Annotated in this window: 26 protein-coding genes; 13 read left to right on the forward strand and 13 right to left on the reverse strand. The window is 62.2% G+C overall.

Annotated features, from left to right (window positions below):
- Window positions 1-202 precede the first annotated feature (202 nt).
- Window positions 203-1,648 carry an NAD-dependent succinate-semialdehyde dehydrogenase gene (locus R8871_RS25295; RefSeq protein ID WP_175052913.1) on the forward strand — a complete coding sequence of 482 codons (1,446 nt, stop codon included), beginning with the start codon at window positions 203-205 and terminating at the stop codon, window positions 1,646-1,648.
- 162 nt (window positions 1,649-1,810) lie between these two features.
- Complete coding sequence (locus R8871_RS25300) at window positions 1,811-2,386, forward strand: GNAT family N-acetyltransferase (RefSeq protein ID WP_175052914.1); 576 nt, start codon at window positions 1,811-1,813, stop codon at window positions 2,384-2,386.
- 76 nt (window positions 2,387-2,462) lie between these two features.
- Here the strand turns inward: R8871_RS25300 and kdgT are convergent, their stop codons facing one another.
- Complete coding sequence (gene kdgT / locus R8871_RS25305; RefSeq protein WP_093642943.1) at window positions 2,463-3,485, reverse strand: 2-keto-3-deoxygluconate transporter; 1,023 nt, start codon at window positions 3,483-3,485, stop codon at window positions 2,463-2,465.
- Between the two features lie 303 nt (window positions 3,486-3,788).
- Between kdgT and kduI the strand changes: the two genes are divergently transcribed.
- The 3 genes from kduI to kdgR all read left to right on the forward strand — a co-directional run bounded on the left by kduI (window position 3,789) and on the right by kdgR (window position 6,446).
- Window positions 3,789-4,625: a 5-dehydro-4-deoxy-D-glucuronate isomerase gene (kduI, locus tag R8871_RS25310; RefSeq protein ID WP_175052915.1), complete on the forward strand. Its 837-nt coding sequence runs from the start codon at window positions 3,789-3,791 to the stop codon at window positions 4,623-4,625.
- 61 nt (window positions 4,626-4,686) lie between these two features.
- Window positions 4,687-5,442, forward strand: coding sequence for a 2-dehydro-3-deoxy-D-gluconate 5-dehydrogenase KduD (gene kduD, locus R8871_RS25315; RefSeq protein ID WP_175052916.1), 756 nt, complete (start codon window positions 4,687-4,689; stop codon window positions 5,440-5,442).
- 122 nt (window positions 5,443-5,564) lie between these two features.
- On the forward strand, window positions 5,565-6,446 hold the full coding sequence (gene kdgR / locus R8871_RS25320; protein ID WP_175052917.1) for a DNA-binding transcriptional regulator KdgR: 882 nt from the start codon (window positions 5,565-5,567) through the stop codon (window positions 6,444-6,446).
- A 67-nt stretch (window positions 6,447-6,513) separates the two neighbouring features.
- Here the strand turns inward: kdgR and R8871_RS25325 are convergent, their stop codons facing one another.
- The 3 genes from R8871_RS25325 to R8871_RS25335 all read right to left on the reverse strand — a co-directional run bounded on the left by R8871_RS25325 (window position 6,514) and on the right by R8871_RS25335 (window position 9,297).
- Window positions 6,514-7,446 carry a TauD/TfdA dioxygenase family protein gene (locus tag R8871_RS25325; protein WP_175052918.1) on the reverse strand — a complete coding sequence of 311 codons (933 nt, stop codon included), beginning with the start codon at window positions 7,444-7,446 and terminating at the stop codon, window positions 6,514-6,516.
- A gap of 171 nt (window positions 7,447-7,617) precedes the next feature.
- Window positions 7,618-8,472 carry a Crp/Fnr family transcriptional regulator gene (locus R8871_RS25330; RefSeq protein WP_175052919.1) on the reverse strand — a complete coding sequence of 285 codons (855 nt, stop codon included), beginning with the start codon at window positions 8,470-8,472 and terminating at the stop codon, window positions 7,618-7,620.
- A 270-nt stretch (window positions 8,473-8,742) separates the two neighbouring features.
- Complete coding sequence (locus R8871_RS25335) at window positions 8,743-9,297, reverse strand: cytochrome b (protein WP_246287706.1); 555 nt, start codon at window positions 9,295-9,297, stop codon at window positions 8,743-8,745.
- 541 nt (window positions 9,298-9,838) lie between these two features.
- On the opposite strand from R8871_RS25335, the gene R8871_RS38755 reads away from it, so the two are divergent.
- The 3 genes from R8871_RS38755 (at window position 9,839) to R8871_RS25345 (ending at window position 10,741) form a co-directional block, all read left to right on the forward strand.
- Window positions 9,839-9,964: a hypothetical protein gene (locus R8871_RS38755; protein ID WP_281370252.1), complete on the forward strand. Its 126-nt coding sequence runs from the start codon at window positions 9,839-9,841 to the stop codon at window positions 9,962-9,964.
- Between the two features lie 60 nt (window positions 9,965-10,024).
- A complete protein-coding gene (locus R8871_RS25340) occupies window positions 10,025-10,417 on the forward strand; it encodes a hypothetical protein (RefSeq protein ID WP_175052920.1) in 393 nt (130 codons plus the stop codon).
- Between the two features lie 75 nt (window positions 10,418-10,492).
- Window positions 10,493-10,741 carry a hypothetical protein gene (locus R8871_RS25345; protein WP_175053218.1) on the forward strand — a complete coding sequence of 83 codons (249 nt, stop codon included), beginning with the start codon at window positions 10,493-10,495 and terminating at the stop codon, window positions 10,739-10,741.
- Between the two features lie 175 nt (window positions 10,742-10,916).
- Here R8871_RS25345 and R8871_RS25350 read toward each other — a convergent pair whose 3' ends face one another.
- From R8871_RS25350 to R8871_RS25360, 3 genes are all read right to left on the reverse strand, one after another.
- The gene (locus R8871_RS25350) at window positions 10,917-11,165 is read right to left on the reverse strand and encodes a hypothetical protein (RefSeq protein ID WP_175052921.1); all 249 of its coding nucleotides are present in this window, start codon (window positions 11,163-11,165) and stop codon (window positions 10,917-10,919) included.
- Between the two features lie 267 nt (window positions 11,166-11,432).
- A complete protein-coding gene (locus R8871_RS25355) occupies window positions 11,433-12,605 on the reverse strand; it encodes a 4-hydroxybenzoate 3-monooxygenase (protein WP_175052922.1) in 1,173 nt (390 codons plus the stop codon).
- 175 nt (window positions 12,606-12,780) lie between these two features.
- Window positions 12,781-13,341 carry a TetR/AcrR family transcriptional regulator gene (locus tag R8871_RS25360; RefSeq protein WP_246287708.1) on the reverse strand — a complete coding sequence of 187 codons (561 nt, stop codon included), beginning with the start codon at window positions 13,339-13,341 and terminating at the stop codon, window positions 12,781-12,783.
- A gap of 342 nt (window positions 13,342-13,683) precedes the next feature.
- Between R8871_RS25360 and R8871_RS25365 the strand changes: the two genes are divergently transcribed.
- Window positions 13,684-13,998, forward strand: a complete 315-nt coding sequence (locus tag R8871_RS25365; protein WP_175052924.1) for a hypothetical protein — start codon at window positions 13,684-13,686, stop codon at window positions 13,996-13,998.
- Window positions 13,999-14,063: 65 nt separating this feature from the next.
- Here the strand turns inward: R8871_RS25365 and ilvA are convergent, their stop codons facing one another.
- From ilvA to mprF, 3 genes are all read right to left on the reverse strand, one after another.
- Window positions 14,064-15,635, reverse strand: a complete 1,572-nt coding sequence (gene ilvA / locus R8871_RS25370; protein WP_175052925.1) for a threonine ammonia-lyase, biosynthetic — start codon at window positions 15,633-15,635, stop codon at window positions 14,064-14,066.
- A gap of 296 nt (window positions 15,636-15,931) precedes the next feature.
- Window positions 15,932-17,197 carry a virulence factor family protein gene (locus R8871_RS25375; RefSeq protein ID WP_175052926.1) on the reverse strand — a complete coding sequence of 422 codons (1,266 nt, stop codon included), beginning with the start codon at window positions 17,195-17,197 and terminating at the stop codon, window positions 15,932-15,934.
- On the reverse strand, window positions 17,194-19,746 hold the full coding sequence (mprF, locus tag R8871_RS25380) for a bifunctional lysylphosphatidylglycerol flippase/synthetase MprF (protein ID WP_246287751.1): 2,553 nt from the start codon (window positions 19,744-19,746) through the stop codon (window positions 17,194-17,196). Before mprF ends, R8871_RS25375 begins: the two co-directional genes overlap by 4 nt.
- Window positions 19,747-19,996: 250 nt before the next feature.
- Here mprF and R8871_RS25385 point away from each other — a divergent pair, with 250 nt between their 5' ends.
- From R8871_RS25385 to R8871_RS25390, 3 genes are all read left to right on the forward strand, one after another.
- Complete coding sequence (locus R8871_RS25385) at window positions 19,997-20,149, forward strand: hypothetical protein (protein ID WP_175052928.1); 153 nt, start codon at window positions 19,997-19,999, stop codon at window positions 20,147-20,149.
- A 123-nt stretch (window positions 20,150-20,272) separates the two neighbouring features.
- On the forward strand, window positions 20,273-20,407 hold the full coding sequence (locus tag R8871_RS38760; RefSeq protein WP_267915510.1) for a hypothetical protein: 135 nt from the start codon (window positions 20,273-20,275) through the stop codon (window positions 20,405-20,407).
- Between the two features lie 224 nt (window positions 20,408-20,631).
- Window positions 20,632-21,117, forward strand: a complete 486-nt coding sequence (locus tag R8871_RS25390) for a PaaI family thioesterase (RefSeq protein ID WP_175053219.1) — start codon at window positions 20,632-20,634, stop codon at window positions 21,115-21,117.
- A 96-nt stretch (window positions 21,118-21,213) separates the two neighbouring features.
- On the opposite strand, the gene R8871_RS25395 is transcribed toward R8871_RS25390, so the two are convergent.
- Complete coding sequence (locus R8871_RS25395; protein WP_175052929.1) at window positions 21,214-21,360, reverse strand: hypothetical protein; 147 nt, start codon at window positions 21,358-21,360, stop codon at window positions 21,214-21,216.
- A 234-nt stretch (window positions 21,361-21,594) separates the two neighbouring features.
- On the opposite strand from R8871_RS25395, the gene R8871_RS25400 reads away from it, so the two are divergent.
- Entirely contained in the window at window positions 21,595-22,992 is a 1,398-nt protein-coding gene (locus R8871_RS25400; RefSeq protein WP_175052930.1) for an MFS transporter, read from the forward strand.
- A 9-nt stretch (window positions 22,993-23,001) separates the two neighbouring features.
- Here R8871_RS25400 and R8871_RS25405 read toward each other — a convergent pair whose 3' ends face one another.
- Together R8871_RS25405 and R8871_RS25410 are read right to left on the reverse strand one after the other, a co-directional pair.
- On the reverse strand, window positions 23,002-23,661 hold the full coding sequence (locus R8871_RS25405; protein ID WP_175052931.1) for a glycosyltransferase: 660 nt from the start codon (window positions 23,659-23,661) through the stop codon (window positions 23,002-23,004).
- On the reverse strand, window positions 23,658-24,263 hold the full coding sequence (locus tag R8871_RS25410; RefSeq protein ID WP_175052932.1) for a class I SAM-dependent methyltransferase: 606 nt from the start codon (window positions 24,261-24,263) through the stop codon (window positions 23,658-23,660). Before R8871_RS25410 ends, R8871_RS25405 begins: the two co-directional genes overlap by 4 nt.
- Window positions 24,264-24,281 lie beyond the last annotated feature (18 nt).

Genomic DNA, 24,281 nt, shown 5'->3' on the forward strand with positions numbered 1-24,281 from the left:
GTCCTCATGCAGCCATTTCTAGGCCGCGGCAATCGAGGTAGCAAAGCCCGTGCCGCCCGCCGTCCACGGGCTCGGCGCCGATGCGATTGCGCGCAATCAGATAAGATGATTGGTATCGGCAGTCCATCCTTGGCCGCGCAGCGTCAGCCCAATGCATCACGACCGCACGACCTATCGTTCTCCCCACTTACAGGAACCCAGCATGGCCACCTCGAGCTATACCGACACCCGTCTTCTGATCAACGGCGAATGGTGCGACGCAGCCAGCGGCAAAACCCTCGACGTCATCAACCCCGCCACCGGTACGGCCATCGGCAAGGTGGCTCATGCCGGCATCCCTGATCTGGATCGCGCGCTGGCCGCCGCACAACGCGGTTTCGAAGCCTGGCGCAAGATTCCGGCCAACGAACGCGCCACCACCATGCGCAAGGCCGCGGCGCTCGTGCGTGAACGTGCTTCCGACATCGCCCGCCTGATGGTGCAGGAACAGGGCAAACCGTTTGCCGAGGCGCGTATCGAAATGCTGTCCGCAGCGGACATCATCGAATGGTTCGCCGACGAAGGCCGCCGCGTCTACGGCCGGGTCGTGCCGCCGCGCAATCTCGCGGTGCAGCAAACCGTGCTCAAGGAGCCGATCGGCCCGGTCGCGGCCTTCACGCCGTGGAATTTCCCGGTCAATCAGGTTGTGCGCAAGCTGAGCGCGGCGCTCGCGAGCGGCTGCTCGTTCCTCGTCAAGGCGCCGGAAGAAACCCCGGCGTCGCCGGCGGCGCTGCTGCAGGCGTTCGTTGAAGCCGGCGTGCCGGCCGGTACAGTCGGCCTCGTGTTCGGCGATCCGGCGGAGATTTCCAGCTACCTGATTCCGCATCCGGTGATCCGCAAGGTCACGTTCACCGGCTCGACGCCGGTCGGCAAGCAACTGGCAGCGTTGGCCGGCTCGCACATGAAGCGCGCGACGATGGAGCTGGGCGGTCATGCGCCTGTCATCGTGGCCGAAGACGCCGACGTGGCGCTGGCCATCAAGGCCGCAGGCGCTGCGAAGTTCCGCAACGCGGGCCAGGTCTGCATCTCGCCGACGCGCTTCCTGGTGCACAACAGCATCCGCGAAGAATTCGCCGCGGCGCTCGTCAAGCATGCTGAAGGCCTCAAGCTCGGCGACGGTCTGGCGGAAGGCACAACCATCGGCCCGCTCGCCAATGCGCGCCGTCTCACCGCGATGAGCAAAGTGCTCGACGACGCGCGCAAGACCGGCGCGAAGGTCGAGACGGGTGGTGAACGCGTGGGCTCGGAAGGCAACTTCTTCGCGCCGACCGTGCTGACCAACGTGTCGCTCGACTCGGACGTATTCAACAACGAGCCGTTCGGCCCGATCGCCGCGATCCGCGGTTTCGACACGCTCGAAGAAGCAATCGCCGAAGCTAACCGTCTGCCGTTCGGTCTCGCCGGTTATGCGTTCACGAAGTCGTTCCGCAACGTGCATCTGCTGTCGCAACAGATGGAAGTCGGCATGCTGTGGATCAACCAGCCTGCCACGCCCTGGCCGGAAATGCCGTTTGGCGGCGTGAAGGATTCGGGCTACGGCTCGGAAGGCGGCCCGGAAGCCATGGAAGCCTATCTGGTCACGAAGGCGGTTTCCGTGACCGCGGCTTAAGACGCCGAAGGCCGTCGTCAGGCTTTCAATGAAGGGCGAGGCTTCCGATTTCTCCCGTCTGATTGATGTCTGATTGGTTGCTGTGCCAGGTCCGCGAGCGCTCGTTCGCGGACTTTTTATTTAGTGCAACTTCGCCCTCACGTTCCTCACACTTCTCACGTCATGCAACCCACACTGATCGGGCAAGCCGTCGAACTCAGGCCACTTCTACAGGAACACGCCCAGGCACTGCTGGATGCCGCCGCGGACGGGCAATTGTGGACGATGAAGCTGACCGTGGTGCCAGGTCCTGAAACCGTCGGCAGCTATATCGCAACCGCGCTCGACGGGCGCGCGGCCGGCACCGTGATGCCGTTTGTGATCGTGAGGCGCGATACCGGGGCGATTGTCGGCAGTACGCGATTCTGGAAGATCGATCGCGCAAACCGCAAGCTGGAAATCGGCCACACGTGGCTGGGCGAATCGGTGCAGCGCTCGGCGGTGAACACCGAGGCAAAGTACCTACTGCTGAGTTACGCATTCGAAACGATGCAGTGCGTACGCGTGCAGTTCACGACCGACGAGCTCAACGAAAAATCAAGAGCGGCGATTCTGCGGATCGGCGCGAAACAGGAAGGGATTGTCCGGCACGAGCGGATCATGCCGGATGGGCGCAAGCGCAATTCGGTGCGCTTTAGCATCATCGATGAGGAGTGGGCGGAGGTTAAAGCGATGCTGGAGAGGAAGCTGGGGCGGTGAAGCCCCGCCTCCACGTCATGTGACTCGCTCCACTTCGCCGCGTTCGGGCGCAAAGCAAACCAGCCGCCCCACTCCTTCAAACGTGCACGTCGCGCTCATTGAGCGGCTGCGGCGGCGTGGTCGCTGCCGCAAACTCCTCACGCAACGCATCGCGTGCATGATGCCGGCGCACCCATAGCGCGGTCAGAATCGGCACCAGAATCGCGGTCACAAGGCACGCCGTCGCGACCATTGCCGTTGCCGCCGGCACCAGCGGCTTGAAGCGCGGAATCATCTCGCCGATGATCGCCGGATTCGCCACCGCGGCCCCCGCTGTCGACGAAGCCGCTAACCCCGCCGCCCCATTCCCGCCCGCGATCCAGCGGTCCGCGAGGATCAACGGAATGCCCGTCACCACGATCACGCCGAGGCCCAGCACGATGCCCGGCAAGCCGCTCGTGACGATCACATTCAGGTCGATACCGTTGCCGAGCGCGAAGCCGAAAAACGGAATCAGCGGATGCACGCAGCGGCCAAAGAACTCGCGCAGCTCGCTGTCCAGGTTACCCAACGCAAAGCCGATCAGGAACGGCAGCACCGCGCCGACGAACAGCCGTGGCTCGAAGAACGCGACGCCCGTCGCACCGAGAATGATCATGCTGACGAGCGGCCCCGATTCGATCGACATCAGGACGAACGCGCCCGCCTCTTCCTTGCTGCCGTATTGCTGCATCACGGCTGCATAGAGACCGCCGTTGGTCATATCCATCGACGTCGTGATCGCGAGCACCGAGAGGCCCGCGAACAGGCCCGCCTTGACGCCGTCGATCGGAATGAAGTGCGAAGCAACGATCGTTGCAATCCACGCCACCACCATTTTGGTCACGAGCAACGTGCCCGACTTGCGCAGCACGACGCCGGTTGCCCGCAGGTCGATCGTCGCGCCCATGCAGAAGAACCACACCGCCAGAATCGGCACGGTGCCGGTAATCAAGCCATTGGTGAACGACCCGAGATATTTCCCCCCGCCTGGCGCAAACGTGTGGACACAGGCGCCGAGCAGCAACGGCACCAGCATCAGGCCGCCTGGAATGCGGTCGATGGCCTTCTTGAGCTTCATGCCTCCTCCATGGACTTTGCGTCCAGTTGCCGGGTGGATTACCCGATTGATGTCCCGTTCTTGTGCCGGGCGTCTCCCCATTCGGCGCAATATAGCACTGCGATAGGAACAACGTTCCGTTTTTGACAAGCTTCTCGATCATCGTTTACCCGCGTGTCATTCAGAAGGCTTGCCACGCTTGATGTGGCAGTGCAATATTTTCGGACCGATGTTCCATATTTAGAATTCTGCGCTACAGTCGATAACAGAACGCCGTCCTGAAACGGCACGGCAAGACACCCCATCCGATCGGAGGCAAGAACAATGGAAGTGAGACAGAGCATCAATAGCGAGCACGCGAAGACGCTGGATACCGCCGGGCTGCGCAAGCAGTTCCTCGTCGAAGACGTGTTCGAACGCGACGCGCTGCGGCTCACGTACAGCCATATCGATCGCATCATTGTGGGCGGCGTGTGGCCGGCCACGCGCGCGGTCGAGGTGCCTACTTCGCTTGGCAAGGCAATCGGCGTCGGCTATCTGCTGGAACGCCGTGAACTGGGTGCGATCAACATCGGCGGCGATGGCTGGGTCGACGTGGACGGCACGCGCTATACGGTGCGCAACGAAGAGGCGATCTACATCGGCAAAGGCAAACAGGCCGTCGCGTTCGGCAGCGACGACGCGGCGCGGCCCGCCAGGTTCTACCTGAACTGCGCGCCCGCGCACGAGTCGCACCCCACCCGCACGATCTCGCTCGCACAGGCCTCGCCCGAAACGCTCGGCGACCCCGCCACGAGCAATCGCCGCACCATCTACAAGTTCATCGTTCCCGAAGTGCTGCCCACCTGCCAGCTCTCGATGGGTATGACGAAGCTCGAACCGGGCAACCTCTGGAACACGATGCCGTGCCACACGCACGAGCGCCGCATGGAGGTGTACTTCTATTTCAACGTGGCCGACGACGCGGCCGTCTTCCACATGATGGGCGAACCGAACGAAACGCGGCACATCCTCGTGCATAACGAGCAGGCCGTGATCTCGCCGAGCTGGTCGATTCACTCGGGCGTTGGCACGCGCGCGTACACGTTCATCTGGGGCATGGTCGGCGAGAACCAGGTGTTCAGCGACATGGACCACATTGCGGTGCGCGATCTGCGTTGACGGCACCCATGTTTCCATCCTGGACAGCAGATACCCCAACGTCGCCGAGGACCTACGCACAGTGAACAGCTTCGATCTGACCGGTAAGGTCGCCATCGTCACGGGCAGCAATACGGGCCTCGGTGCGGGCATGGCGGTCGCGCTTGCCACGGCCGGCTGCGACATCGTCGGCGTGAGTCGCGCGGACGCCGGCGATACGGCCGCGCAAGTCGCCGCGACGGGACGCCGCTTCGCGGATGTGCGCGCCGACCTCGCCTCGATCGCTCCGGTCGACGATATCGTGCGCGCCGCAGTCGAAGCGTTCGGCCGCGTCGACGTGCTCGTAAACAACGCGGGCATCATCCGCCGCGAGGACGCGCTCGACTTCAGCGAAGACGACTGGGACGCCGTCATGGACGTCAATCTGAAGAGCGTCTTCTTTCTTTCGCAGGCCGTGGCGCGACAGTTCGTGAAGCAGGAAAGCGGCGGCAAGATCATCAACGTCGCGTCGATGCTGTCGTTTCAGGGCGGTATTCGCGTGGCGTCGTATACGGCGTCGAAAAGCGGCGTGCTCGGTCTCACGCGGCTGCTCGCGAACGAGTGGGCCGCGCAAGGCATCAACGTGAACGCGATCGCGCCGGGCTACATGGCCACCGCGAACACGGCGGCGCTGCGCGGCGACACGCAGCGCAACGATGAAATCGTCGGACGTATTCCGGCGGGCCGCTGGGGCGCGCCGGCGGATCTCGCGGGACCGGTCGTGTTCCTCGCGTCGTCCGCGTCGAACTACGTGCACGGCCATACGCTTGCAGTGGACGGCGGCTGGCTCGCGCGCTAGCGTGATGGCAACAGAGCGGTCACGCGGCTTGCGCGACGCGGTATGCTCTCGGCACTGAGAGCGATCGGCATCCGGCAGTGAGCGGGCTTTGATCGGTTTGGCATCAACAGGGAATGACGGACATGGCAGCAATGGGCAAGCAACGCAAGGACGACGACGACGCAAACATGCAGGAAGCGGATAGCGCGGGCGGCATGGCTAACGACCGAGGCGAATCGGCCTCCTCGATCGGCAGGGTCTTCGCGATTCTTGGCGCGATCGGCGACAGCGGACAGATCGGCATCAGCGAATTGTCGCAGCGGCTCGGCATGTCGAAGACCACCGTACACCGCGTGATCCAGACGCTGAAAGCACTCGGCTACGTCACGCAGGAAATCGAAACCGAGCGCTACCGCTTGACGATCCGCCTGTTCGAACTCGGCGCGAAGGCGCTGGAAAGCGTCGACCTCGTGCGCGAGGCCGACGTCGAGATGCGCCGCATCGGCCAGGTCACGCGCGAGGCAGTCCACCTCGGCGCGTTCGACGAAGACGCCATCATCTACATCCATAAGATCGACGCCGATTACGGGCTGCGCATGCAGTCGCGAATCGGGCGCCGCAATCCCCTGCACAGCACGGCGATCGGCAAAGTGCTGCTCGCGTGGATGGACCCAGCCGAAGCGCGCGAGGTCCTCTCGCATGTGGAATTCCGCAAGTCGACGCAAAAGTCGCTCGCCTGTGCCGACGCCGTGTTGAGCATCCTGCCGCGCGTGCGCGAGCAAGGCTACGGCGAGGACAACGAGGAACAGGAGGAAGGGTTGCAGTGTCTCGCGGTGCCGGTGTTCGACCGCTTCGGCCGCGTGATCGCCGGCCTGTCGATTTCGTTTCCGACGATGCGTTGCGGCGCCGACACGAAATCGCACTACGTCGCGCTACTCAAGGAATCGGGACTCGCGATCTCGACGCGGCTCGGCTATCGCGAAACAACGGCGCCCGAGCGTGTAGCCGTTGAAGGGCTAGGCTGAAAACGGAGATGCCCCGCAAAATTTCGATGAAATTTTGCGGGGCGCATGCATAAGCGGTCCGCAACGTTCAGGCAGCTTTCACAGCCGGATTCGGTTCGACGCTGCGCGTAAAGCTGCGGCGACCGTCGACGCTCACCGGCACGTCACCCTTCAGCGTCACGCGACGCACCACGCGATGAGCATCGCCGTAGTCGTTGACAGCGTAGTGCTGGGTCGCGCGGTTGTCCCAGATCGCGACGTCACCTGTCTGCCAGCGCCAGCGCACGATGTTCTCGAGACGCGTCACGTAGGCCTGCAGCAGTTCCAGCACATGCGCCGATGCGCTCGGCGTGAGGCCGACAAAACTCTTCACGAAATGCCCGAGAATCAGCGTCTTTTCGCCGGATTCCGGATGCACGCGCACGACCGGATGCTCGGTCTCATAGCGTGTCGAGAGGAACACCTCGCGATAGCGTTTGAGCGCTTCGGCGTCACGTCCGCGCTCGCCGACGTTGCCGTAGTTCGCGTAGTCGTATTCATTGCTGTGCACGGCCCACAATTGCTCGGCGAGCGCTTTGAGCGGCGGCGGCAGATCGTCGTAAGCGGTGGCCGTGTTAGCCCAGACGGTATCGCCGCCCACATCCGGAATCGTCACGCCGCGCAGGATCGACGCTTGCGGATATGCATCGACGAAAGTCACGTCCGTATGCCACGAATTTGCGCGACCGCCGCGATGTGAATCGAGTTCGAGCAGATAATCGGTGCCATCCACCACCGGCACCGTGGGATGCGAGACCGGTTCGCCAAGCAGCCTGGCGAAGGCTTCCTGATCGGCATCCTCCAGATGCGCCTGGCCGCGGAAAAAGATCACCTTGTGACGTACCAGCGCAGCGCGAATCGCTTCGACCGTTGTCGATTCAAGCTGTCCCGACAGGCGCACGCCACGAATTTCCGCGCCAATGCGGCCGGTGACGGGATGAATGTCCAACGCGTTGGACGTCGCGAGACTGAGATTCGACATGCGATGCAACTCCTGGGTTTAAGGACGAGACAGGTCAGCGCACCGGTTGAATCAACACTTGAGTGGTTCGGCCTGCTGAATCGATAAACCATTATCGGCAGGGTGAGCGCCGCGAATCTATCGCGCTTTGGACACTTGATAGAAGCGCTTTTTATATCGTTATCAGTTTTCTCACGCGACGTCGCTTACTTCCCGCAACGCGTCCATATCGATCACGGTGATCCGGCTATAGCGCACGTCCACGATGCCCTGCTGCACCAGCCAACGCAGTTCCTTATTGATGCTTTGCCGGGAAGCAGCCAATAACGCGGCGAGGTCCTCCTGCGAGAGCTTGATCGTCAACTCCACGCCCCGCTCCGTTTTCTTGCCGTGCCATTCGGCAAGCCCAAGTAACTGATCCGCGAGGCGCGCGCGGAATCCGGCCAACGCCGTCTTGCCCATCCGGCTATGCAGCGCCCGGCTTCGCAGGCAGATCAGATCGAGCACGTTGCGCAACAACGCGGGCTCGCGAGCGAACAGTTCGAATAGTGCGCTGCCGGGAATGTGGAACAGTGTCGTCGAGCCGTGCGCGCGCTGGTCGTGCATCGAGCCGCGCCGGTCCATCACCGGAATGAAGTTGATGACTTCGTTCGGCCACATGTACACCGCAACCGCGCGCACGCCGGCCGAGTTGGTCCAGCTCATTTCGATCGCGCCGGAGAGGACGACCTGGATGTCGTCGCACGCTTCATCGCGCGCGAAGATCAACTCGCCGTTGGTCCAGGTGCGCAATTGGCCGGCGTCGCATAACGCGTCGATTGCGTGCGCGGGCCAACTTTTCAGGCACGCGTTCGCGGTGAAAGCCGCGTGAATTGCGGCACGAACGCTTACGTCGAGCGAGCGGCCGTCACGCCGCGATGAGAACAACGGTGCGGGCCACGCAGGCGGCGGGCGTACGGAAAGCGCTGCAGAAGGCGGCCTTGCGGAGCGCACGACGGATGGCCGCCCCACGGAATCCTGGTTGAATGCTTCGGTAATTGTGCTCATGGCTGACCGGCAAGAGATGCGGTTGGACCTGAATGACTGACAGACAGTCGGTCCACTGATCTAACCAGTGTTAGCGGCGCGCGTAAAAGACTTGTTTTTTATGTGCTTATCACGCACTCGGGAGTGCGATCGCGCGCCGATGCAATGACGTCGGAATAGCCACGATCCAGGCATCGGGAGGGATATCGGGGGGTCCAGCTAGCCGCGGACAGAACGCGGCTCAAATACGAACAACACGCGAACAACACGCCGCTGACGCACACTAACGAATCACGGCAGCATCCGCTGCAATGTCTGATCCTTGAGCACGAAACGATGAAACAGCGCCGCCACGATATGCAGTGCAATTAGCGCGAACAACACCCAGGCCAGATAGCCATGAATGTCGCCCATTTCATGTCCCACTGGCGAGCCTACTGCCGAGATGCTGGGATACGGCAGCACACCGAGCAGCTTGACGGACCATCCACGCGAAGACGCGTTGGCCCATCCCAGCAGAGGCACAGCCACCAGCGCGAGATAAAGAAGACCGTGTGTGATGTGCGAAACGACACGGAAGAAAGGTGACAGCGATGCAGGCGCTGGCGTGTGCGTGAGACGCCAGACGATTCTCACCACCACGGCGGTAATCAGCGTTGCACCCACGCCGAGATGCCACGCGATCAAACCATCGGGCCGCGTGCCTTTATGAATATCCGGCATCGTCCAACCGATCACGAACTGCGCGGCGATCAATAAAACCACCAGCCAGTGAAGAAACCTGGCTACACCGTCATAGCCTGATGCATAGCGCGAGAAACTAGCCGGGTCCGTTCGCATGGTCATGAGAATGTGTTATTGGCAGTGAAGCCGTTGGATGGAGAAAGCTTATTTGCGCCGAGGATACACACGTTGTGGGCGTACTTAAGCAGGATGCTACGGATCAAACCTTAAGAAAAGCTGATGCCGTGTATGACGATTTTCTTCACGCGTATGAGGCCGCAACGCGTCAGCGACCACATAAAAAGTGTAAATCACAACACATCGCGTCAACTCCATCCCTAGTCTGCAACTGAATGTATCCGTCAGGCATACGCGTGCGGCGTTGCTACGCTCTGCCCGCGTCAGTTGTTCATATGCATGTGTTTCAACCTGCCCGAGCATCGCGGATGCGTGAAGGCCCGACGGTTTTCATAGCGCGCTCAACGGGTTGCCCATCAATTTCCCGCTAGCAGAACGACTAATCGCAGCGCTGCAACGCGTCCCCACACCGTGTCACACGCGTGGCCGGCACGCGAATGAATCGACACGTCCTGTTACACACGAACACACCGGTAATCCAGACGCTCAGTAGAGTTCGATCAAACGCAAAAGGGAAGGCAACGTCATGAAACGAATTTTCGCGCTGGTGCTGTTGGCTGTCACCCTCGGGAGTGTATTGGGCGGTTGCATCGTCGTACCAGAGGGCGGCTATCACGACCATGACCACTACCACGATCACGACCATTACTAAGTACTAAGCGCTGCCCGCGCGGCGCACTCCACTCTCAATCGTAAAACCCGAGAATAAAACATGAGCAATTCACGAAACCGCTGGCTGTCCATGGCGATCGTTGCAGGTCTGGGGATCGGTGCATCTTCTGTCGCGTTGGCGCACGTCGACGTCGGCGTGAACATCGGCATTCCGGGCGTGGCCTATGCGCCTGCTCCAGTCTATGAGCCGCCTCCGCCTGTCTACGCACCCGCTCCGCCGGTGGTGGTAGTGAGTCCGGGCTGGTACGGCGAGCGCTATTACGACGGTCACCGCTACTGGGAACGACGCGAGTGGGAAGAACGCCATCACGAGCGCGAGTGGCATGACGCGCGCGGCTATCGCGATGGACCGCACGGCGACTGGCACGGCCACGACGGCGACCATGGCGATTGGCACGGCCATGGCGACGACCACGGCCGGGGCGACCACTAATGCATGGGCCGGAGCAGCGTCACTGACACCGGCCTGCGCAGGCATTCGCGCCACACCTTTTTTAGGAGCGACGATTTGCTACGCAATGATCCACGGCGTGTAAGCGCACAAATCGACGGAACGCTTATCTCCGCCGAATACAGCGAACAAACCGGCCAATTGTGTTTGCGTCAGGACGGCGCCGTGCTCCGCGAATGGTTTCCCCCTCATTCGTGGATTGCGATTGCATCGGTAGCCGGAGCGGGGCACTGGGGTACGCGGCCCACCGACGACGACCTTCACGCCCTGCTGCGCAACGAGATGACCTTGTTGCGCACGCCGTAACCGCGTGTGACCGCACGTGCCGGACACGAAAAAAGGCCGGTCATCGGACTTGTCCCGATGACCGGCCTCTTGTTTCCATCTTGCTTCCAACCCGCAGATATTCGACAAGCCGAACTGCGCAGCAATGATCCGCGTGTTCTGTTGTGCCCTATCGTTGAGCTCTGTCGTTGAGCTCTTAACGCGCGTTATAGATCGGCGGCGAATAGGAGCTTACCGACATGTCATTGCCATGACCTGCTTGCCACGTCCCACGACTGGCCGAACCATAACCGCTGGTATCGGCTTGAGTTGTGCCCTGCTGCGTGGAAACTTGCGCTTGCGCGCCCTGCGCGTCTTGCGGGGCCGGCTGATTCGATTGCGCAAACGAAGCGATCGGGGCGCCAAGAACAACGGCAATAGCAACAGCTTTGATGAGCGATTTCATGAAACCACCTCTAGAGAATGTCTTTTACGCGCTGCAGATGTCACATATCGTGCAGTCGGTGGAGGCAGTCTAGGGGTCCATCAGGCGCGGATAAATCCTCCATTCCTGAATTCAGTGTTGCTTTTGAGACGACAATCGCGAAAGCCCGCCCGTCAAGGGTTTGCCGGAATGCGCGTGTTCCGCCGGGCGTCGCCTCAGCGAAAATTTCCCGCGCGCATTCTATAAACGCTGACGACACAAAGTTGCGCGCGCAGATCGCCGTCACGCTTATACGGCGGCGATGCCCACATAGTTCTCCGCCATCGCGGTAGCGGCCGCACGCGACGTGGTCACGTATTCGAGTTCGGCCACCTGCAACTGCTGTTCGAACGGCGATGCGCCTTCAATGCGGTGCATCATGCTCGTCATCCAGTACGAGAAATGCTCTGCGCGCCAGATACGCTTGAGCGCGGTTGCACTGTAACCGTCGAGCAGATCGGTGCGATTTTCGACGTAGAACGCGTTCAGCGCCTGGGTCAACACACGCACGTCGGCAACGGCGAGGTTCATGCCCTTCGCGCCGGTGGGCGGCACGATATGCGCGGCGTCGCCGGCGAGAAAGAGCCGGCCATGCTGCATCGTCGCCGACACGAAACTGCGCATGCCGACAATATTCTTCTGGAAGATCTTGCCGTCCACGATGTGCTGGCCGTCGTGTGAATCGACGCGCGCGTGCAGCTCGGCCCAGATGCGATCGTCGGACCAGTTGTCGACGGAATCCTTGGGATCACACTGGAAATACATGCGCTGCACGTTCGCCGAGCGCGTGCTGACCAGCGCAAAACCGCGATCGTGCCGCGCGTAGATCAATTCTTCCGACGACGGCGGCCCTTCGCACAGAATGCCGAACCAGCCGAACGGATAGACGCGCTCGAAATCTTTGCGCAGTGCCTGCGGAATCGATGCACGCGACACACCTTGCGAGCCGTCGCAGCCGATCACGAAGTCGCATTGCAATTCGCACGCTTCACCTTCGTGGCGATAGCGGATCGACGGCTGATTGGTATCGATACCGTGCAGCGACGTCTCCGTCACGCCGAAACGCAAGGCCCCGTCCGCAGCGAGGCGCGCGGCGACCAGATCCTTGATGACTTCGTGCTGCGCGTAGACCGTGATCGAATGGCCGGTGAGTCCGGTCAGATCGATACGGCGCCGCTTGCCTTCGAAAGCCAGTTCAAAGCCGTGGTGCAGCGCCCCTTCGGCCTTCATGCGCGCGCCGACACCTGCCTCGGTGAGCAGGTCCATCGTGCCCTGTTCGAGGACGCCGGCGCGGATAGTGGATTCGATCTGTTCGCGAGTGCGCGATTCGAGCACGACCGAGTCGATGCCGCGCAAGTGAAGAAGATGGGAAAGAAGCAGGCCTGCAGGCCCGGCACCGATGATGCCAACTTGGGTGCGCATGAGTTGTCTCCTGAATGCGGCGTTTGATATGCACGCAGTTTGACGATCATGCGCTGTATCGCGCAACGCGATATGGAGGATATGCAGTATTTAGTTTTGAGATAAAGAAGGCGCGCCTTCGAGCGAACCGGACACAGCTCAATGCGCCATCCCGTTGCCCAGACGGCGCTTGCGCTTACTCGACCGATAGCCGATCGTCGACGTCGCTGTGCGCGGCCTCGAGGTAAACCCTGGCCAATTTCCTGATCTCGGCAAGCAACCTCCGGCGCACGGCGGGCTTCTCGTCGTTCGCCCCGGCGACTGCTTTGAGCACATGCAGAAGCACCACCGCCTTCGTCTCGGACTGCGCCTTCGTCAGATGCGGAATCGCGTTACGCAAAATCGTGGCGATGCTGCCGCGCATCGTTTCGCGAAAACGCGCGCGCCGCTCGTCGCTGCCACCGCGCGCATCGACAAGCGCAACAGCCAGACTGCGTTGCGATTGCAGCGACAGCATGAAATCGACGAAGGCATCGGCGAGCTGACCTGGCGTCATTGCCGACGCCTGATCGGCGAGCGCGGCAAAGCTGCTCGTCGTGTCCTCGACATAGCGCGAAAGCAGCGCATCCGCCAACGATTCTTTGGACGGGAAAAACCGGTACAGCGAGCCAATCGCGGTGTTCGAGCGCGCGGCGATCTCGGTCATGGTGGCTGCGTCGTAGCCCTTCTCGGTAAACACCGCTACGCCCGCTTCCATGATTGCTGCGACCCGAAGATGCCCCCGTTGTCGTTTCGGCTCCTGCGCGCTGCTGGAAAGTGTCGTTGCCATATCAGAGAGTTTTAACTGCTGTTTTCTTGCGAGCCTGGCTTCGCATCGTGATGTCGATTCCAGCGTGCATGTTAACCCCGCGGCTGGAGGCGGCCAAGGCTACTGGCGCAGCACCACGCGCCCGTCGTTGTTTGCAGTCCGCAGTCCGGCCTGGTCGAGTTTGACATATGCGAGGGCATCCTCTACTATCTTTTGCGAGGATATCCTCGCATAACTGCGACACAACCCTTGCCACCCGATCACATTTTCGCTAACCAGACAAACCATTCCATGAGCTATCTCGCCCTGTTTTTCTCCGGCGCGTTTCTGTGCAATAGCGTCCCGCACCTCGCTAGCGGCCTGCGCGGCGAGCCGTTTCCGACACCTTTCGCGAAACCGCGGGGTGTCGGCGATTCGTCGCCGTTGGTCAATGTGCTGTGGGGATATTTCAATCTGCTGGCCGGCCTCTATCTGCTCACGCGGCAGCCTGTCACGATCGGTGTGAATGCAAACTGCCTCGCGGTGTTCGCAGGCGCGCTGGTGTTAGGCGTGTATATGTCCGTGCATTTCGGCAAAGTCTGGCAGGGTAAGCACGCGCGCTCGTAAGCGGAGCAGCGGCGCCTGTTGTTTTTTGCCAGGCGCCGTCTCCTGCCACGCTGCTGTTCACGCTGTTACGCGAGGAACAGGCGGTACACGGGATTCTGCGTCTCTTCCCAGTACGGATAGCCGAGTGTCGTGAGAAAGTGATCGAACTCGCTGTTCTCGCTCTCCGGTACCTGAATGCCGACCAGAATCGAACTGTAGTCCGCGCCCTGGTTGCGATAGTGGAACAGGCTGATATTCCAGTTCGGCGCCATCGACGACAAAAACTTCATCAGCGCACCCGGACGCTCCGGAAACTCGAAACGGAACAGACGTTCGTCATGCGCCAAAGGCGAGCGTCCGCCGACCATATAGCGGATGTGCTGCTTCGACAGTTCATCGAAAGTCAGATCGACGGTGGCAAAACTATGCGCTTCAAAGGCGCCCGCGATCTGTGCCGATTCGCTGCGATTGCGGATCTGCACGCCGACGAAGATATGGGCTGAATTCGCGTCCGCAATGCGGTAGTTGAACTCGGTGACGCTGCGCGTGCCCACCAGTTCGCAGAACCGGCGGAAACTGCCGCGCTCTTCCGGAATCGTCACGGCGAAAACCGCTTCGCGTGCTTCACCCACCTCGGCACGCTCCGCCACGAAACGCATGCGGTCGAAGTTCATGTTCGCGCCGGACGTAATCGCAATCAGCGTCTGGTCCTCGATGCCTTCGCGCTCGGCATACTGTTTGGCGCCGGCCACGGCCAGTGCGCCGGCCGGTTCCAGCACGCTGCGGGTGTCCTGGAACACGTCCTTGATCGCGGCGCACAGCGCATCGGTGTTCACGAGCAGCACGTCGTCGAGATATTCGCTGCACAGGCGGAAGGTTTCCTCGCCGACCAGCTTGACTGCCGTGCCGTCCGAGAACAGGCCGACTTCGTTCAATGTGACCCGTTCGCCTGCTTTCAGCGACGCGGCCATCGCGCACGAGTCATCGGTCTGTACGCCGATCACCTTGATCTCCGGGCGCACCGATTTCACGTACGCGGCCACGCCTGCCGCCAAACCCCCGCCGCCGATCGGCACGAAGATCGCGTGAATCGGGCCCTGATGCTGGCTGAGAATCTCCATTGCGACCGTGCCCTGGCCGGCGATCACGTACGGATCGTCGAACGGATGGACAAACGTCAGGCCGCGTTCTTCCTGCAGTTTCACTGCATGTCCGTACGCATCGCTATAGGACTCGCCGAACTGCACGACTTCGACAGTCGCGCCGCCATGTGCGCGTACCGCATCGACCTTTACCTGCGGGGTCGTCACCGGCACCACGATGATCGCCTTCACGCCCATGCGGGCCGCCGACAACGCCACGCCCTGCGCATGATTGCCCGCCGACGCGGTAATCACGCCACGCTCCAGCGCGTCCGCCGGAATATGCGCCATCTTGTTGTACGCGCCGCGCACCTTGAACGAGAACACCGGCTGGTTGTCTTCCCGCTTCAGATAAACCGGATTCCGCAGCCGTGCCGACAGATTCGGCGCGCGTTCGAGTTCGGTCTCGCGGGCCACGTCGTAGACGCGCGCGGTCAGGGTTTTTTTCAGGTAGTCGTGGCGCAAGGCTACGCTATCAGCGGCTTCGGTAACCTGATTGAGTTCGTGTAACGGCAAGGCAAGCTCCTGTGCGGCAAGGACAAATCATCAAAGAGATCACCAGGAGGCAGGCAGAAAGCGGACATAAAAAAACCCGCCTCGTGGGGCGGGTTTTTGTCACTGCGTATCAGACGCGCGCTAACCCACCATTCGATGAATGGTGCTAATAATCAGCGCAATACGGATGTCGAGGCAGTTCATGCGTTCGATCTTCGTTGACTTGACGGGCTTTGTCAATCCCTGCTCGCTACATCGGGCAGCGTCGCCTCAGCGCCGCAGAGCCGCATGAAGGCGGCCACGTCGCGCAACATCCCTTAATCACGCACGCCGCTTTGCTTGCGGAAGGCGTCCAGAATGCGTCGCTCCAGCGCGTTGTAGTCGCGACCGAAGTGATGGTCGCCCGAGGTACGAATCACCTCGACGCCGGTGTTGGCGAGCGTAGGACACAACGTGTCCTTCTCGTCTTCACCGTAGAAGCACTGCACGATCGTGGGCGGTACGCGTGCGAATTCCGGCTGTACCTTCAAGGCTTTATCGCTCGCCGGCATACCGAGCCAGCCGCCAACACGGATCTGGAAATCGGCGTCGGGCGCGAAACCGAGCAGCGCAATCAGCGACACTTTCGCGCGCAGTGCTTCGGGCAGGCGGTTATAGGCGAACGGCATCACGTCGGCGCCGAACGAATAACCGACGAGTGCAATATGCTCCGCATGCCAGCGCGCGCCGTAGGTTTGCATTACGCGCGCGAGATCTCGGCTTGTCTGCGCCGGGGTCTTTTCGCTCCAGAAATAACGCAGGCTGTCGATACCGATCACCGAAACGCCGTCTTTCTGCAGGGCGAGCGAGATGGTCTTGTCGAGATCGCGCCAGCCGCCATCGCCGGAAATCACGATCGCCATGAGGCCGTTCGGATGCGCAGCGGGCAATTCGATCAGCGGCAGATCGGACACGTCGTCATCGTTCGTCGACGCTGTCTGCAAATGCGGCGTGACCATCGCAACCAGCCGCGTGCGATCGCCGTTGCCAGGGGTCGCCTTTTCGACGAAGCCCGGCACCTTGTCGCGGATGATCGTCGGGTCCGGCGGGCACGGCTGGAAGCGCGAATCCAGCGTGCGCTCTGCATCCACCGAGACCGCCCCGGCAACCGTATTCGACGGCGCCTGTTCGAGCACATGCATCGCCAGCGTCGCGCCCTGCCCCGTACCCGCGACGATCGGCGCGAAATAGCGGCTCGATTGCGATTGTCGTTCGAGTTGATGGCTCAAAGCTTCGGCGTCGCCCACCAGTTGATGGCAGGCTTCCTTTTTCGCGCTCAGATTGGCCGCATAGCGCGCAGTATCCACGCCGACAGTCAACGCCCCGGCCTTGGCCAGCGCATCGGCGGTTTGCTGGTCGGCCGCACTCCAGCCGCTAGCTGCGGAGTAAAGCACCACGAACCCGCGCATGGGGCCGGCCGGCTGCGTCACCGTCACGTCGCCATAACGGCCGCCGGACACGGTGGTGGTTGCGGCAAAGGCAGTCGCGCTGCAAACAACAAGGCTCGCCGCTGCGGCGAGCCTGAAAAACGGATGCAATGTCATGAACGCCGGCCTCCTGCCAGCAATGACAGGTCAGCGAGCGTGAAGAACACCCCCATCGAACCTGACGCCGCGAGATAGCGCGGCTCCCAATGCGGCTGGAACTTGCTCTTGAAAGCACGCAGTCCGCGGAAGTTATAGAAGCGGCCGCCGAAGCGCCACACGATTCCCGCCAGCCGATGCCAGCGCGACGCGAGCGGTGTCGGCTGCATGCCGGAGAGCGGCGCGATGCCGAGACTGAGCGAGCGGAACCCCGCCTGCTTCAGATGCAGCGCCAGTTGGGTGAACAGATATTCCATCGCATACGGCGACGCGCTTTCCACGTGCCGCATCACGCCGACCGTCGCTTCCGTGTTCATATCCGTCGTCATGAAGGTCACGAAAGCCGCCGGCTCGCCGTTCTGGCGCACCAGCATCACGGATTGCGCGGCGAGATATTCGTCGGTAAACGCGGCGACCGAAAAGCTCTTTTCGCGCGCGTCGCGGCTATCGAGCCAGCCGTCTGAAATCTCGCGCAGCGTTTCGAGCGACGCAGGCACATCGGCCTGATCGATCACTTCGACGGCAAAGCCGTCACGTTCGCCGCGCTTGAGCGCGTAGCGCAGATGCGCGCGATGCGAGCCCTTCAGGTCGAAATCGTCGAGCACCACGTGGGCTTCTTCGCCGAGCTTCATCAGCGTGAGGCCGGCGTCGAGATAGAGCGGCAAGGCATTGGCGCGTACCTGATAAAACGCGGCGCGGCCGCCGTGCGCATGTGCGAGCGCGACGAACTTGCTGATCAGGCCAGCCCACTCCTCGCGCGGCCCAACCGGATCGTGAAGCGCGGCCCACGTGCGGCCATTTTTTGCGTACATCAGGAAGGCTTCGCGCGATTCGGAAAAGAGGAAGCTCTTGTCGCCCATCAGCGCGAGGCCGGCGTCGCTGCGCTCCTGGGCGCGCACAATGCGCGCCGCGTCCTGCAGATCCTGCGGCGCGGGCATGACGAAGCGGCCCGCCGCGGGGCGCAGCAACTGCCAGAACGAGAACGTGGCGGCAAACAGGCTCGCGGCCAGGGTCGCGCGTAGCGCGCGCGGCGCCCGTTCGTCGAAAGCGAATTGCCACCACAGGTCGCGCGTGTACGGCACGTCGCGGAACGCAAACAGCATCACCCATACGGCAAGCGCGAGCACCATCGCCACCGACACCAGCCAGCCCGCCGTAAAGCGCTCCGCAAACAGCGACGAATGACGGTTGAAACGGCGGCGCGTGGACAACAGCAACGCGATCAGCATGCCAAGCACGCTCGCTTCCACGAAGGCGAGACCTTTGGTGAGCGAAAGCGCGAGGCTCAGCACCGCCAGCAGCAAGGTCATCCACCACGCGGCGTCCAGACGCCGTAGCAAACCCCGCGCGACGAACAACAGCAACACGCCGAGCACGCTGCACAGCATTTGCGAGCTTTCGAGCACCCACAGCGGCAGCACGTCGCGCAGAATCCGGATGCGCTGCCAGAACGCGGGGGTCGCGCTGGAAATCACCAGCATGCCGCCCACGACAAAAGTCACAAGGCTCAGGAACAGCGGCGCGAGTTTGTACGCACCTGCCGCATGCCGCAGCGGCAGACGGCTTTTCAGCGCACGGCCTTCGAAACCGGCGAGCAAAGCGGCCGAGACGATCAGCGGCACACCGAAGTAAATCGCGCGATAAGCGAGCAGCGCCGCAACCATCTGATGCGTTTGCACGCTGCCGTTCAGCGTGAACACCATCGCGGCTTCGAACACGCCGACACCGCCGGGCGTGTGGCCGATCATGCCGAGCAGCATTGCGGCGGCATAGACGGTGATGAAAGTCACGAAGCTGACGTCCGCATGCGGCAGCAGCGCCCACAGCGCGAGGCCCGCGGCCACCACGTCGAGTACGGCAAGCGCCACTTGCGCAAGCAGATCGCGACGCGCCGGGATATCGAACGACAGCCACTGCCAGCGCGTGCGAATCGGGCGCGTGTCGCGGCGGCAGGCCGCGGCCCCGAGTCCGAGCACGACCAGCAGCGCCGCGCCGCTCCAGCGCAGCGTGAGCGGCGGCAGATGCAGCATCGTCGCGAGCGGGGCGGCGAGGCACACCATGCCGAGCGCCGTCATCAGCACCAGCGCGAGCGCCAGCGACACGCTCGTGAACACGGTCATGCGGCCGATCTGTGCGGCCGTGACGTTCGACACCCCGTAGACGCGCACGCGCACGGCGCCGCCCGTCAACGCGCCGAAGCCGGTCGCATTGCCCAGCGCGGAGCCCGCGGTCGCGCCGATCCACAGCGCCGCGCGCGGCACCACCGCGCCCAGATAACGCAAGCCGACTGCATCGCGGCCGACCAGCGCGATATAGCTGAGCGTGGTCGCGCCGAGCGCCGCGGCCCACTCGCCGGCCGTCAGATGACGCAGCTGGCGCATGATCGAGCGATAGTCGACCGCTTGTGAAAGATGTTGCAAGACGAGCAGCAACAGCCCGCAAATAACGAGTGCGAGCAAGGGCGAGAGGATGCTCCGCTTGCCAAGCGTCTTCGATATACGGTCGAACATCGCGCCTGGCTGGTCGAATTTGTAGTTATATCGGTGGAACATGGTCAATGCGGACCTTCGTAGAGCTGTCGTGGCGACGGGTCGTCTGTCACGGCGTCGCCTTACTTCGGCGATTACAAATGGATAACGGCAAAGTGTTGAAAAGGTTGACAGTGTCAGCCAATGTCAGTGAATTCGTCGGGTTTTAACCAGGGCCGGTCGTTGAAACTGAACGCGCTTCGCGGCGTGACGGAGCGCTTGGCTGCGCAATATGGCCGATAAAACGGTCGATATTGCCGATTGGCTTGGCGTGCTGATGAGGACCACCGCGCTCGACAAGGGGCTGGATTTTAAACGCTTATTGAAGATCGCGAGACAAAGATTCGACATGGGGTCGATATCGCTCGATCGTGCACCGTTTTAAAGGCTGATTCGTTCCATCAAGATTTTCGCTGCGCGTGCCGTAATCGAGATCAATAGCACGGCGCAATGTTGGGTTTTCGCGGCGGGAATGTTGGCAATGAATGTTGGCAATTGAAGGAGAACGATGATGGCAGATCAGGATTGGGTGATGGCCGGTGTGTATCTGGTCGGGTTGGTATCGATTGCGCTTCTGATGAGCGCGCTGTCCGCGCGAGCGACCAAAGTGCAGCGCGTGGTTGCATCGCGTATCAGGAAGTAACGCAGGGGCACGCAGCTGCAATCCGGGTCCGATGGTGAACGGCACGGGCTCTGCCGCGTGCCGGCAATCCAGAGGTAGCCCTCCAGCGCCCTGAAGCGGTTTGATGCTCTAATCGATGACGATGCATCGATTACGAAGCACGCTTCCCTCAGGACTGGAGACACGGATTGACGAACGAACAACAGCTGGAACGCTGGCTCGCACGCGAGCAGGAAGTATTGGCGATGCTTAACGCGGGCCCGGGCCCCGGCGTCGCAAGCCCCGAACAGGTGGCGGGCAAGACCGGCCTGGAAGTCATGCAGGCGATGATGAACGCAGAGCTGCCCTACGCCGCGATTGCGCGCACGCTCGACTTTACGATCGTCGAAGTCAGTGCCGGGCAAGCGGTATTTCAGGGCACCCCGCTCGAGCGGCATCTGAATCCACTGGGCACCGTGCACGGCGGCTGGATCGCCACCTTGCTCGATTCCGCGCTAGGCTGCTCGGTGCATACGATGATGGCGCCGGGCCGCGGCTACACCACCGCCGAGCTCAGCGTGAATTACGTGAAAGCCGTGGCACCGCGCGTGCAACGCGTGCGCGCCGAAGGCAAAGTGATTCATTGCGGACGGCAACTGGCCACGGCGGAAGCTCGCCTTGTCGGCCCCGACGGCACGCTCTACGCGCATGCCACGACGACCTGTCTGGTATTCGAAATCCCGAGCCGCTAAAACATACGGTCAGAACTGCCGGTTGCTTGCCACGGCCAGTGACCTGGCGGCAGCCCGGCTATGCAAGCGCCCGTGCTGGCACTGGCGCTGCGATGCTTACTGCGGGCGGCGATGCGCTTCAGCGATCACAGCGCAGTTTTGCAGATGCAGGTTCAGCGCATGCAATGCCAGCGAGCGGAGCTTGCCGAAGAAGGTGTTAGCGGCGGGTGCAGTGCGGACAGCGGCGTTGGAAGCGGTGTTCATGGTGGACTCCTGTATAGGGTTTATACCTAGGCAATAACCCGATTATAGTCCTCTCGTGCCGCACCGCAACAAATATCAATAATCTCGCCGACATGTTGTGCGGCGGGCACATCCGCGATCCTCGCAATCTCGAAAAGGGGCGGAATCAGGCGCTCCACTATTAACCATCCGCACCGTACAGGTGCAATAATGTCGCCTTTGCCTGCGACCTTCCGCCGCAGATCGCCCGCCCCCATGACCGTCGTTCAGAAAGCCCTGATTGCGCCCCTTATCGTCGCATGCGCGATGTTCATGGAAAGCGTCGATGCGAATGTGATCGTCACCGCGTTGCCAGTCATGGCTCGCGACTTCGGGCGCGATCCGGTCACGCTGAAAATCGCGGTAACGAGCTACGTGCTCGGTCTCGGCGTGTTTATCCCGGTGTGCGGCTGGCTTGCGGACCGTTTCGGTGCGCGGACGATTTTCCGCACCGCGATCGGCATCTTCGTGACCGGCTCGCTCCTGTGCGCTGCGTCGAACTCGCTGGCCACCTTCACCCTCGCCCGCTTCGTGCAAGGCGTCGGCGGCGCGATGATGGTGCCGGTCGGACGGATCATCATCTTCCGTGTGGTGCACAAGTCCGACTTTATCCGCGCGATGAACTATCTGAGCGTCCCGGCGCTGCTCGGACCGGCGGCCGGACCGCTGCTCGGCGGCTTCATCACGACCTATCTGCACTGGCGCCTGATCTTCTTCATCAATGTGCCGATCGGCATTCTCGGCATCTATCTGACCAACCGGTATATCGCCAACACGCGTGAACCGGATCCGGGACCGCTCGACTGGATCGGCTTTTTTCTGTCGGCGGCCGGCGCGGTGCTGCTTCTGCTCGGACTGTCGCTGGTCGGCGGCGAACTCATGTCGAATCGGGACGCGTTCGGCATGTGCGCGAGCGGCGCCGCTCTGCTGGTGGTCTACGTCGCGTACGCCCAGCGCGTCAAAATGCCATTGCTCGATCTGCGCTTCTTCAAGGTGCCGACTTTCCAGGCGAGCGTGCTCGGCGGCTCGCTGTTTCGAATCGGCCTCGGCGCGCTGCCCTTTCTGCTGCCGCTGATGCTGCAGGAAGGACACGGCATGAGCGCGTTCGAGTCCGGCCTGATCACCTGCGCGTCCGCGTTCGGCGGCATGTTCATGCGCACGTTCGCCTCGCGCGTGCTGCATCGCTTCGGCTTCCGTTCGGTGCTGGTGGTCAACGCGGCGCTGTCAGGGATTGCGATCGCCGCGTGCGGCCTGTTTTTCCCCGGCACGCCGACCTGGATCATCTGGTTCGTGGTGCTGCTCGGCGGCTTCTTCCCTGCGCTGCAATTCACGAGTCTCAACTCGCTGACTTACGCGGAAATCGCCAGCCGCGACGTGGGGCGCGCCACGAGTCTCGGCAGCGTCGTGCAACAGATGTCGCTCGGCCTGGGCGTAACGGTGGGCGGTATTGTGCTGCAGATTTCGCGCGTGCTGCACGGACATCCGGGCATCATGTGGTCGGATTTCTGGCCCGCGTTTCTGGTGGTGGGCCTGTGCTCCTTCGCTTCGATTCCGGTCACGCTGCGCATGCCGCATCGCGCGGGTGAGGATATTTCGCGCGGCGGTCGCGGCTAACGCCCGCGCTTATCCCGTCCCAATCGCCCACGCGAGGAGCGTATCGCCGAAACCGTCGCGTGCGCGCGTTACCGTGCGCGCACTCGTGATCACGCGCGGTGCAGCGCTCCATGCGATGCTGGCGCCCGTCTCGATCAACCGGTCGACCAGCGCGACATCTTCGCGGCACGTGAGCGGTGGAAAACCGCCGGCTCGTCGATACGCCTCGGCAGAGACGCCGAGATTCGCGCCATGCACATGGCGGTGACCGTCCGCGTCCACATAGGTCTTGCGAAAATATTCGCGCACGCTGTGCGGATGAGCGGTCCAGTCGTCGACGGCAATCGAGCCGCACACCGCGTCCGTGTCCAGCGACAACTGGGCGACCAACCAGCCTGGCGATACGCGGCTGTCGGCATCGGTGAAGGCAAGCCAGCGAGCGCCATCCGCCAGCAGGTAGTCGGCACCCGTCGCGCGCGCGATACCGACATTGCGCGCAGTCAGCGTTAACGTCTCGACGCCGTAAGCACGCACGATCGCCTCGGAAAAATCGCTGCAGGTGTCGAGCACGACGACGAGCCGCACGACCTCGTCGGCCAGATCGGCGTGTCGCGCTGCTTCGATCAACGCGGCGAGACAAGGCGCCAGCAACGCCTCTTCGTTATGCGCCGGAACGATCACGCCGATCATAGAAGCCCCTCGCGCTGCGCGACCGAACGCGCATCGCGCGACCAGACGTCGATCAGCAGATCGGCTTCGTCGTGATGTGCGAGACGCGATAGACCGCAGCGCGCATCGAACAAGGCGTGCGCGGTATCGGCATTCTCCAGCGCCTCGATAAACGGACGGCGCCAATGGCAGGCGAGCAGCGTGCCGTCCGGTGTGAGTGATGCAGCGATGCGCGCGGCCAGCATTTCAAGGTCAGCGGCATCAAGGTAATAGGCAAATTCGCTGATGACGATCAGGTCGAACGGTGCCGTTGCGGTCGGCCATTCGTGCGGCACGGTGCACTGTTCGACTCGAACCTGCCGCATACCGGCAACACGTTCGCGTGCAAGACGCACCGCAGTTTCGTGCAGATCGGCGGCGAGCAGCGCATCACAACGGGTCGCGAGTTCGGCTGTCAGTTCCCCGTTCGCACAGCCCGGCTCGAACGCGTTGCGATAACGTGGGCGCGGCAATAGCGCTAACGTGAGCGAGCGCTTGCGGCGCTCGTACCAGCCCTGGCGCAATTTCCACGGGTCGTCGCTGCCTTTGTAGAGTTCGTTGAAGTACGCTGCTGTTGAGCTCATGTCAACGGCCCTCCATGT

This window comes from Paraburkholderia sediminicola, from assembly GCF_902859805.1.
In the GTDB taxonomy this organism is placed as follows: Bacteria; Pseudomonadota; Gammaproteobacteria; order Burkholderiales; family Burkholderiaceae; genus Paraburkholderia; species Paraburkholderia sediminicola.